Source organism: Pseudonocardia sp. (genome assembly GCF_035305885.1).
Classification (GTDB): domain Bacteria; phylum Actinomycetota; class Actinomycetes; order Mycobacteriales; family Pseudonocardiaceae; genus Pseudonocardia.
The window spans coordinates 22805-32898 of the sequence record NZ_DATGOP010000023.1 but is presented as its reverse complement, the minus strand read 5'-3'; the positions used below and the strand labels follow the sequence as shown (position 1 = coordinate 32898).

The 10094-nt window shown below is 71.9% G+C and carries 9 protein-coding genes; 7 read left to right on the top strand and 2 right to left on the bottom strand.

Annotated features, from left to right (window positions below):
* Nucleotides 1–4: 4 nt before the first annotated feature.
* The gene (locus VKZ81_RS04170) at nt 5–814 is read right to left on the bottom strand and encodes an IclR family transcriptional regulator domain-containing protein (protein ID WP_324240055.1); all 810 of its coding nucleotides are present in this window, start codon (nt 812–814) and stop codon (nt 5–7) included.
* Nucleotides 815–958: 144 nt separating this feature from the next.
* Between VKZ81_RS04170 and VKZ81_RS04165 the strand changes: the two genes are divergently transcribed.
* Genes VKZ81_RS04165 through VKZ81_RS04155 form a run of 3 tightly spaced genes read left to right on the top strand, consistent with a single transcriptional unit; the run spans nt 959 to nt 4648 of the window.
* A complete protein-coding gene (locus tag VKZ81_RS04165; protein ID WP_324240054.1) occupies nt 959–2299 on the top strand; it encodes an MFS transporter in 1341 nt (446 codons plus the stop codon).
* Nucleotides 2296–3819: a class I adenylate-forming enzyme family protein gene (locus VKZ81_RS04160; RefSeq protein ID WP_324240053.1), complete on the top strand. Its 1524-nt coding sequence runs from the start codon at nt 2296–2298 to the stop codon at nt 3817–3819. Before VKZ81_RS04165 ends, VKZ81_RS04160 begins: the two co-directional genes overlap by 4 nt.
* A 25-nt stretch (nt 3820–3844) precedes the next feature.
* Entirely contained in the window at nt 3845–4648 is an 804-nt protein-coding gene (locus VKZ81_RS04155) for a citryl-CoA lyase (RefSeq protein WP_324240052.1), read from the top strand.
* Nucleotides 4649–4709: 61 nt separating this feature from the next.
* Here the strand turns inward: VKZ81_RS04155 and VKZ81_RS04150 are convergent, their stop codons facing one another.
* A complete protein-coding gene (locus VKZ81_RS04150; RefSeq protein WP_324240051.1) occupies nt 4710–5528 on the bottom strand; it encodes a helix-turn-helix domain-containing protein in 819 nt (272 codons plus the stop codon).
* Nucleotides 5529–5599: 71 nt separating this feature from the next.
* Between VKZ81_RS04150 and melA the strand changes: the two genes are divergently transcribed.
* Genes melA through VKZ81_RS04130 form a run of 4 tightly spaced genes read left to right on the top strand, consistent with a single transcriptional unit; the run spans nt 5600 to nt 10039 of the window.
* Entirely contained in the window at nt 5600–6961 is a 1362-nt protein-coding gene (gene melA, locus VKZ81_RS04145) for an alpha-galactosidase (RefSeq protein ID WP_324240050.1), read from the top strand.
* 45 nt (nt 6962–7006) lie between these two features.
* Nucleotides 7007–8290, top strand: a complete 1284-nt coding sequence (locus VKZ81_RS04140; RefSeq protein ID WP_324240049.1) for an ABC transporter substrate-binding protein — start codon at nt 7007–7009, stop codon at nt 8288–8290.
* Nucleotides 8277–9149 (top strand): carbohydrate ABC transporter permease, encoded by an 873-nt coding sequence (locus tag VKZ81_RS04135; RefSeq protein ID WP_324240048.1) that lies wholly within the window; start codon nt 8277–8279, stop codon nt 9147–9149. Before VKZ81_RS04140 ends, VKZ81_RS04135 begins: the two co-directional genes overlap by 14 nt.
* On the top strand, nt 9146–10039 hold the full coding sequence (locus tag VKZ81_RS04130) for a carbohydrate ABC transporter permease (RefSeq protein WP_324240047.1): 894 nt from the start codon (nt 9146–9148) through the stop codon (nt 10037–10039). The genes VKZ81_RS04135 and VKZ81_RS04130 overlap by 4 nt, the downstream gene beginning before the upstream one ends.
* The last annotated feature ends 55 nt before the right edge of the window (nt 10040–10094 follow it).

Sequence of the window (10094 nt, the reverse complement as noted above, 5' to 3'; positions counted from 1 at the left end):
GCCGCTACACGCCCAGGTCGAGGGAGTGGACGAGGGCGGGGAACCGGTCGAGCTGGCGCCGCAGGGCCGACGCGGCGGCCTGCAGCAGCGGGAGGCGGGAGCGCAGGAACTCGTCGGTGGGCTGCCGGCCGGAGGTGGTGGCACAGCTGATGCCCGCGATGGCGACCCCGTCGTTGAACAGCGGCACGCCCAGCACCGTGATCCCGAAGTCGAGCTCGTCGGCGACGAGGGCGTAGCCGTCGCGCCGGACGCGCTCCAGGCGTTCGCGCAGCTCGGGCTCCGTGGTCACGGTGTGCGGGGTGCGCGGGACGAGCTCGGCCGCGGCGAAGTAGGCGGCGAGGCGTTCCTCCGGCTGGAAGGCGAGCATGGCGCGGCCGGTGGCCGAGACGTAGGCGGGTACCCGGCTCCCGGGCGTCACGGCGAAGCGGAGCAGGCCCGCCGTCTGCATGTGGCAGAGGTGGATGACGTCGGTTCCGACGAGGGTGGTCAGCGAGACGCTGTCGCCGGTCTCGTCCCGCAGGTCCTGCAGGTGCGGCTGCGCGACCTCGGCCAGGTTCATCGCGTCCGGGTAGCCCGCGCCCAGCTCCATCACCTGGGGCGTGAGCACGAACTTGCGGTCGACCTTCTTGACGTACCCCAGCTGGACCAGCGTGAGCAGGAAGCGCCGCGCGACGGCGGGGCTGAGGTCGGTGGCCGCGGCCACCTCGGTGAGGGTCAGCTCGGGGCCGGCGGAGGTGAAGGACCGCAGCACGGCGAGGCCGCGGGCCAGCGAGGTGACGAACTGCTCCTTGTCCGGCGCGGCCGGGGTTGACATGGGGCCTCCTCCGCCGCATGCTGCGCGCGTTCGGAGGGCGAAACATTATTCGCTCAGCGAAACCCAGTCAAGCTTCGAAGCTCAGTCAAGCTTCGAGGCTCGGTCAAGCTTCGAAAGTCGCTCAAGCTTCAACGAGGAGGCGTGATGAGCAGCGCGATGCCCGCCGGGGCCGAGGTACCGCCGGCCCAGCTGACGAAGAAGGTCACGACAGCGGTCTCGCTGGGCACCGTCATCGAGTGGTACGACTTCTTCCTCTACGGCACCGCGGCTGCGCTGGTCTTCCCGCGGCTGTTCTTCCCGGAGCAGGACGGCACCGTCGGCGCGCTGCTGTCGTTCGCCACGTTCGCGACGGGGTTCGCCGCCCGTCCGCTCGGCGGGATCCTCTTCGGGCACCTCGGTGACCGGGTCGGCCGCAAGACCGTCCTCGTCACGACGCTGATCATGATGGGCGTCGCCACGGTCGGCATCGGCCTGCTCCCGACCTACGACCAGATCGGGGTCGCCGCGCCGGCCCTGCTGGTCGTGCTGCGGATCGTCCAGGGCCTCGGCACGGGCGGGGAGTGGGGTGGTGCGGCCCTCATGACGAAGGAGAACGGCAGCCCACGCGCCGGGTTCTACGGCTCGTTCCTGTCCGCCTCGGTGTTCGCGGGGCTGATCCTCGGCACGGTCGTCTACACCGCGCTCGCCTCCGTGCTCACCGAGGACCAGCTCTTCGGCTGGGGCTGGCGCGTGCCGTTCCTGGTGAGCGTCCTGCTCGTCGCCGTCGGGCTCTGGATCCGCCGCGACCTCCCCGAGACGGCCGAGTTCGAGCGGGTGAAGCGCAGCGAGGGGCGCGAGCGGGTGCCGATCGTCGCCGCGCTGCGGCGGCCGCGCAACATCATCGCGATCTTCCTGATGCGGGTCGGGCAGAACACGACCTTCTACATCGTCTCGGTGTTCGTGCTGACCTACGCCACCACGACGCTCGACCTGCCGCGGCCGACCATCCTCGCGGCCACCCTCGTCGGCTCGCTGGTGGCGGCGCTGCTGTGCCCGCTGTACGGCCACCTCGGGGACCGCTTCGGCTTCGGGCGGGTCATGCTCGCCGCGTTGGCGGTGCAGGCCGCGTTCGCGTTCCCGTTCTTCTGGCTCGTCGACACGCGCAGCTTCGCGGCGATCCTCCTCGCCGTCGTCGTCGCGATCGCCGGGGGCGCAGCGGCGGCCGACGCCATCCAGCCCGCCTACTTCACGGGCCTGTTCGGGACGCGGAGCCGGTTCAGCGGGGTCTCGATCGGCCGCGAGGGCGGCACGGTGATCGGCGGCGGGCTGGCGCCGCTGATCGCGGCCTCGCTGCTCGCGTGGCAGGGCGGGTCGAGCTGGGCGGTGTCCGGGTGGATGCTGCTGACGAGCCTGCTCGGGATCGCCGGGGTGCTGCTCGTCCGGCCGCTCGCGGCCGAGCCGACCACCACCGGCCGGTCCGTCGACACCCCGGGAGCGGCTCGGTGACCGACCCGTCCCGATCGGACCTCGTCGTCCGGGCCGCCGACAGCACGATCGTCAGCCTGTTCGACGCGCGGGCCCGGCTGCACCCGGCGCGGGTCGCGGTGCAGGCCGGCGCGTCGCGGATCACCTACGGCGAGCTCGCGGAACGCAGCAGGCGCGCCGCGGGCCTGCTCGCGGCCGCCGGCGTGCGCCGCGGCGACCGGGTGGCGCTGCTGTCGGAGAACCGGCCCGAGTACCTCGAGATCCTCCTCGCCGCGGGGCGCCTCGGGGCGATCCTGGCCTGCCAGAGCATGCGCGCGACCGACGAGGAGCTCGCGGCGTGCCTCGACCTCGTCGCGCCGGCCGTCACGCTCGCGTCGGAGCGCGCCGCCGAGCGCCACGACCTGCCGGGGAAGCGGATCGTGCTCGGCGCGGCCTACGAGCGCGCGCTCGCGTCGGCCGAACCGTGGGCGGCACCGCCCGCGGCGCGCGCCGAGGACGTCGCCGTGATCATCTACACGAGCGGCACCACCGGCCTGCCCAAGGGAGCCTGCATCAGCCACCGCGCGGAGATCGTGCGGAGCATGGCCACCCGGGCCGATCTCGGCATCGGGGGCGACGACGCGTTCGTCGCGTGGTCGCCGCTGCACCACATGGGCGCGCTCGACAACTCCGTGAGCACGCTCGTGTCCGGGGGCAAGGTCGTCGTCGTGGACGGGTTCCGGCCCGACGAGCTGGCCGACATCGTCGCCACCGAGCGGCTGGGGTGGCTGCTCGTCATGCCCGGCACCGTGGCCCGGCTCGCCCAGGCGCTGCGGGAGCGCGGCACGCGCCCGGCGGGGGTGCGGCTGTGCGGCGTGATGCCCGACCTCGTCCGGCCCGAGGAGATCGCCGAGATCACGACATTGCTGGGCGCCCCGTTCGCCAACACGTTCGGTGCCACCGAGACCGGCTGCCCGCCGTGCTCGGCCGGTGTCATCCCGATCGGCGAGGCGCCCACGACGTTCCCGAAGGAGCAGAGCACCTATTGCGAGGTCCGCCTCGTCGACCCGGACGGTCGCGGCGTGCCCGACGGCGTGCCCGGCGAGCTGTGCATGCGCGGCCCCACGCTCTTCAGCGGCTACTGGAACAACCCGGAGGCGACGGCCGCCGACTTCCGCGACGGCTGGTTCCACATGGGCGACGTGCTCGTCCGCGAGCCCGACGGCAGGCTCTCGTTCGTCGACCGCGTCAAGTACATGATCAAAAGCGGTGGCGAGAACATCTACCCGGCCGAGATCGAGCGCGTCCTGCTGCGCCTGCCCGGCGTGCTGGAGGCCGGTGTCGTCCGCCGCCCCGACCCGACGTGGGGCGAGGTGCCGGTCGCCGTCGTCGCGCACGACGGCGAGGTGACCGCCGACGCGCTGCGCGCGGCCTGCCGGCAGCACCTGCCGTCGTTCAAGGTGCCCAAGGACTTCGTCTTCGTGGCGCCGGGCTCGCTGCCCCGCAACCCCTCCGGGAAGCTGGTCCGCCGCGAGCTGGAGCAGCTGCTCGCCCAACGCTGATCCCGACCACCGACAGGAGAGCCAGTTGTCCGACGCACCCGCGCTCGACGTCCGCAGCGACATCTGCTGGAGCGACGCCACGAGCGTCACCGTCCTCGGCCGCGACCTGTGCACCGACATCATCGGGGAGCTCGACTTCGGCAGCTTCGCGTTCCTCCTGCTCACCGAGCGGATGCCGAGCGCGGCCGAGAGCACGCTGTTCAACGCCGCGCTCGTCAGCCTCGTCGAGCACGGCATCACCCCGAACGCGATGGCCACCCGGCTCACCCACCTCGGGGCGCCGGAGTCGCTGCAGAGCGCCGTCGCGGCCGGTCTCCTGGGGCTGGGCAGCAGGTTCGTCGGCACGATCGAGGGCGCGGCCCGGTTCGTCACGGAGGGCGCCGCGCGGCTGACCGCGGCCGGCGACGACTCGGACGCGGCCGTGCGCGCCGAGGCCGAGCGCATCGTCGCCGGGTTCCGCGAGCGGGGCGAGCACGTCCCCGGGATCGGGCACCCCATCCACAAGCCCGTCGACCCCCGCGCCGAGCGGCTGTTCGAGATCGCGGAGGCGGAGGGCTTCCCGACCCTGCCGATCCGCTTGATGCGGGCCGTCGCGGCGGCGGGCAGCGAGGCGTCGGGGCGCGCGCTGCCGGTCAACGTCACCGGGGCCATCGGCACGGTCGTCGCGCTGCTCGGCCTCGACTGGCGCATCGCGCGGGGGCTGGGCGTCATCTCGCGGACGGTCGGGCTGGTCGGCCACCTGCGCGAGGAGCTCGCCCGGCCGATGGCCACCACCCTGTGGCGGACCACCGACGCCGCCGCGACGCGCCACCTCCATCCCCAGGGCTGAGGGTCGCCGATGCCGGCTCGAGGCCGCGCGTTCGCATGTCGCGTCGTCGCGCGGGATCGGGTCAGCGGCCCCGGTGCAGCCGCCGGTAGCGGCCGGGCGGCATCCCGCACGCCCGCGTGAACGCGGCGTGGAAGCTGCTGTGCGAGCCGAAGCCGGTGTCCTCCGCGATCCGCCGGGTCGTCGCCGCGCTCGTGAGCAGCCGGCGCTGGGCCTCGGCGATCCGGCGGTCGTTGAGGTAGGTGTGCACGGTGGTGCCGAGCACCTGCCGGAACAGCGTCATCGCGTAATTCGGGTTCAGGTGCGCGGCCGCGGCGACGTCGGCCGCGCGCACCGGCTCCCGGAAGTGCTCGGTGATGTAGCGCGCCATCGCGACGACGTGCCGGACGGCGTCGGGGAGCGCCCCGGCGTCGTGGTCGGCGGGCAGCGCGGTGCGCAGCAGCCTGCGCACCCCGGCCTGGACCTCCAGCCGCGTGATCGCGTGCAGGTCGGGTGACGTGCTCGCGAGGTCGCTCGCCCAGCGGGCGAAGGCGGCGGGATCCGGGTGTTCGGTCTGGGGGGTGACGAGCGGGGTGCCGCGCAGCAGCTCGGCGACGACGGGTCCGGGCAGCTCCCAGCCGAGCACGTGCGCGAGCGGGACGTGCAGCCAGCGGACGCGGGCGTTCCAGTTGGTGGGGGTGTCGATCAGCCGGTGCGGCACCGACGCCCAGAACAGCGCGGCCTGACCGGGCTCGATCGTCACCAGCGTGCCGCCGAAGAGGTAGGTGAGCGGCTCGTCGTCGACGATGTTGACCTCGAGGTCGTCGTGGCGGTGGGCGCTCGGCATCGCGTAGCCGCGGCCCTGCCGGCACCACAGCCCGGAGGCCTCCTGGGTGACCGACATCTGAGGATCCTGGAACTCCGCCTGAGGTTCGCGGACCGATCCTAGGTGTCTCAGCTCCTAGCGTGGAGCCCATGGCCAAGATCACCATCATCGGCGCCGGCGGGTACGTCTTCCCGTTCCGGTTGATCGGTGACCTGCTGAGCTACCCGGCGCTGCGCGACAGCACGCTCACGCTGATGGACATCGACGCCGGCCGGTTGGAGCGCACGGCGGGTGCGGCCCGCGCGCTCGTCGCGCACCACGGGTTCCCGACCGTCGTGGAGAGCACCACCGACCGCCGCGCCGCCCTCGCGGGCGCCGACCACGTGATCATCACGTTCCAGGTCGGCGGGGTCGACGCCTTCCGCGACGATGTCGAGATCCCCCGCCGCTACGGGGTGGACCAGACCGTCGGCGACACGCTCGGCCCCGGCGGGGTGTTCCGCTTCCTCCGCTCCGTGCTGGCCTACCGCGAGATCGCCGCCGACCTCGCCGAGCTCGCCCCGCACGCGCAGGTGATCAACTACGCCAACCCGATGGCGATGGCCACCTGGTACCTGAACGCGCTGGGCGCGCGCACGGTGGGCCTCTGCCACAGCGTGCAGGGCACGTCGCGCATGCTCGCCCGCGCGCTGGACGTCCCGTACGAGGAGGTGCGGTTCCGGGCGGGCGGGATCAACCACCAGTCGTGGTTCACCGAGTTCCGCCGCGGCGACGAGGACCTCTACCCGCGGTTGCGCGAGGTGATGACGCAGCGGCACCTGGACGGGCCGGCCGGGAGCGGGCTCGCCGCCGACCACGGCGACCACAGCGGCGCCGACCGCGGGGAGTCGGTGTACGAGGGCGGCAACGAGCGGGTCCGCACCGCGATCATGGACGCCTTCGGCTACTTCCACACCGAGTCGAGCCACCACGCGTCGGAGTACCTGCCGTACTTCCGCAAGACGCCGCAGATGGTGCGGGAGTTCATCCCGCAGCGCTGGGACTACTACGAGATCTGTCGCAACCACGACGAGGACGGCCAGACCGCGAAGCTCCTGGAGAGCCTGAAGAGCGAGCTGGCGCCGTCGGTGGAGTACGGCGCGGCGATCGTGCACAGCATCGAGACCGGGCAGCAGAGCGTGATCTACGGCAACGTGCCCAACACCGGCCTCATCACCAACCTGCCGGAGGGCTGCTGCGTCGAGGTGGCGTGCCTCGTCGACGGCAACGGCGTGCAGCCCACCGTCTTCGGCGCGCTGCCCCCGCAGTGCGCTGCGATCAACCGCACCGGGATCAACGTCCAGGAGCTGGCCGTCACCGCGGCGCTGACCGGCCGACGCGAGCACGTCTACCACGCGGTGATGGCCGACCCGCTCACCAGCGCGTTGCTCACCCTCGACCAGATCACGGCGATGGTCGACGAGCTGTTCCTCGCGCACAAGGCGTACCTGCCGCCGGAGCTGCAGGCCTGACCCCGTACCGACCCACCGGGTTCTACCTCATCGGGGAGGTATCGCATGACCCGTGCGCTCTCGCGGCGCGCGTTCCTGGGTGGTGCCGCGGCCGCGGCGGTGTTGGCCGGCTGCGGTACCGACCCGGCGCCGGGCAAGATCCGCCTGCGCCTGTCGACGTGGAACATCGCGCCCGACCTCGTGAGCTACCGGGAGATCGCCGACCGGTACCAGGCGCTGCACCCGGACGTCGAGATCGCCGTGGAGGTGACCCCCGGCGGCGACTTCAACCAGTGGCTCACCACGCGGCTCGCGGCAGACCGGGCCCCCGACCTCATCCGGATCATCCCGCAGCAGTTCGGTCGCTACGTCGACACCGGCGGGATGGTGGACATCTCGCCGTGGCTCCCACCCGGGTACGGCGACGACTACCGGGAGAACTTCTGGTCGATCGTCGCCAAGGACGGCGGGATCCACGGGATCCCGCAGCACACCGACAACTTCATCACCTTCTACCGCCGCGACGTCCTGGAGCGCATCGGCGTCAGCCCACCGCCCGACGCGGTGGACCAGGCGTGGACCTGGTCGGAGTTCCTCGACGTCGCGCGCGAGGTCAAGCGCGCCACCGGCGCGTACGGCTTCTCCGTCGGCTTCGGCGGCGTGAACAACGCCTACCGCTGGCTGCCGTTCCTGTACATGCACGGCGGCCGGCTGGTGGAGGACGACCTCGTCACACCCGCCATCGAGGACGACGCGGGCGTCGAGGCGCTCGAGTGGACGCGCCGCTGGTACGCCGAGGGGCTCGTGTCGCTGTCCAACACCGTCAAGGGCAGCCAGGGCGACACCGCCACCACGCTGTTCGCGACCGGCCAGGCCGGCCTCATGCTCAACAACCCCACCGCGCTGCCGACGCTGCAGGAGAGCCTTCCCGAGGAGGCCTGGGACACCCGGTACATGATCCAGGACGTCGGGCGGGCGTCCGACTGCGGCGGGAACGTCCTCGCCGTCACGAGCAGCTGCAAGCACCCCGAGGTCGCCGCCGACTTCCTGGCGTTCCTCAACAACCCGGAGAACACGGTCGCCTTCTGCCGCGGTGGGGGCTGGGTCCCCGTTCGCGAGTCGATCGACGTCGACGAGGTGGGCTACTCCTACCGGCCCGACACCGTCGCCCGGTTCCTGGCCCAGCAGGAGACCGTGCCCGCCGACATGATCGCCGTCGAGACGTCGCCGAGGTTCAACGTCATCAACCAGGTGCTGGGCGACTACCTCGACCTCTGCCTGATCGGCTCGATCACGCCACGGGAGGCGGCCGCTTCCATCGCGGAGGGGATTCGCAATGTCCACCACTAGATCGCGGCTCGCGCCGTGGCTGTTCGTCTCGCCGGGCCTCGTGTTGCTGATCGTGTTCTCGTTCGTCCCGATCGTGGCGGCCGTCGTGCTGTCGTTCCAGCAGGTCGCCGTGTTCGGCCAGGGCACCTGGGTCGGCGGCGGCAACTACGCGCAGATGGCGGGCGACCCGCTGTTCTGGACGAGCATCGGCAACACCGCCGTGTTCACGATCGGCACCGTGCCGACGAGCATGGCGATCGGGCTGCTGCTCGCCGTGCTGCTCAACCGCGCGATGCCGGGCAGGGCGCTCATCCGGGCCCTGTTCTTCCTGCCGATGGTGGCCGCGGGCGTCGTCGTCGCGGTGATCATGGCCTGGATCTTCAACGGCGACTACGGGGTCCTGAACAACCTCCTCGCCGCGCTCGGGCTGCCCCGCGTGCCCTGGCTGACCTCGCCGGACGTGGCGATGCTGACGTTCGTCCTCGCCGTGGTGTGGACACGCATCGGCTTCTGCATGGTCATCTACCTGGGGGCGCTGCAGGCCGTGCCGCCCGAGCTCGTGGAGGCCATGACGGTGGACGGCGCCGGCCGGTGGACCCGGTTCCGGAGGCTGATCTGGCCGCTGCTGCGCCCCACCACGTTCGTCCTGCTCGTGGTGAACGTGGTGTTCTCGCTGCAGGTCTTCGACATCGTCTACGTGCTCACCGGCGGCGGTCCCGGCTTCGCCACGACGGTGCTGATCCAGTACATCTTCCGGACCGCGTTCACGAACGGGGAGATGGGCTACGCGAGCGCGATCGGGGTCGTGTTCGCGCTGATCCTGCTCGGGTTCACCGCCCTGCAGTGGCGGGCGAACCGACGCGCGGAGGAGGTGGCATGACGAGCCTCGTGCACGACACCCGGCCGGCGCTCGAGGCACCCGCTGCGGCGCCCGCGGCCCGGCGGTCGCGGATGACGCCGGGGCGGTGGGTGGTGTGGGCGCTGCTCGTGGGCGGCGCCCTGGTGATGGCCTTCCCCGTCTACTGGATCCTCGTCACCGCCCTCACACCGGGCGGGCAGTCGCGAAGCGGCGAGTTCTACCTGTGGCCGAGCGAACCGACCCTGGCCAACTTCGCGGAGGCGTTCGCGTCCCAGCCGGTCGGGCGCTGGATCGTCAACTCGATCGTCATCGCCGGGATCGGGACCGCGATCACCGTGATCGTCGCGTTGATGGCGGGCTACGCGTTCGCGAAGTTCTCCTTCCGCGGCCGCGGCGTCCTGTTCGGCGCGTTCCTCGTCACGATCGTGGTGCCGGCGCAGGTGACGCTCGTGCCGTCCTTCCTCGTGGTGGTGGACCTGCATCTGGTCGACACGATCTGGGCGGTGATCCTGCCCCGCGCCGGGGACGCGATCGCGGTCTTCATCGCCCGCCAGTTCATGCTCAAGATCCCGGACGCCCTGCTCGAGGCGGCCCGGATCGACGGCGCGGGGGAGCTGGCGATCTTCCGGCGGATCGTGCTGCCGATGAGCGGGCCGCTGGTCGGGGTGCTGGTGATCCTGGCGTTCATGGGCAAGTGGAACGACTTCCTCTGGCCGCTGGTCACCCTGCAGGGCACCGAGAACCTCACGCTCCCGGTGGCGCTGTCGAGCATGCAGAGCAGCGGGATCTTCGACAACCCGTGGGGGCCGATCATGGCCATCGCGTTCCTGTCGCTGCTGCCGCTGCTCGTCGTGTTCCTCGTCTTCCAGCGGACGTTCGTGCAGGGGATCGCGAGCACCGGGCTCAAATGACGGGTGCAGGAGTACTTCGTGCGCGGCCTGGCGACCGGCGGGGTGAAGGGGTGAA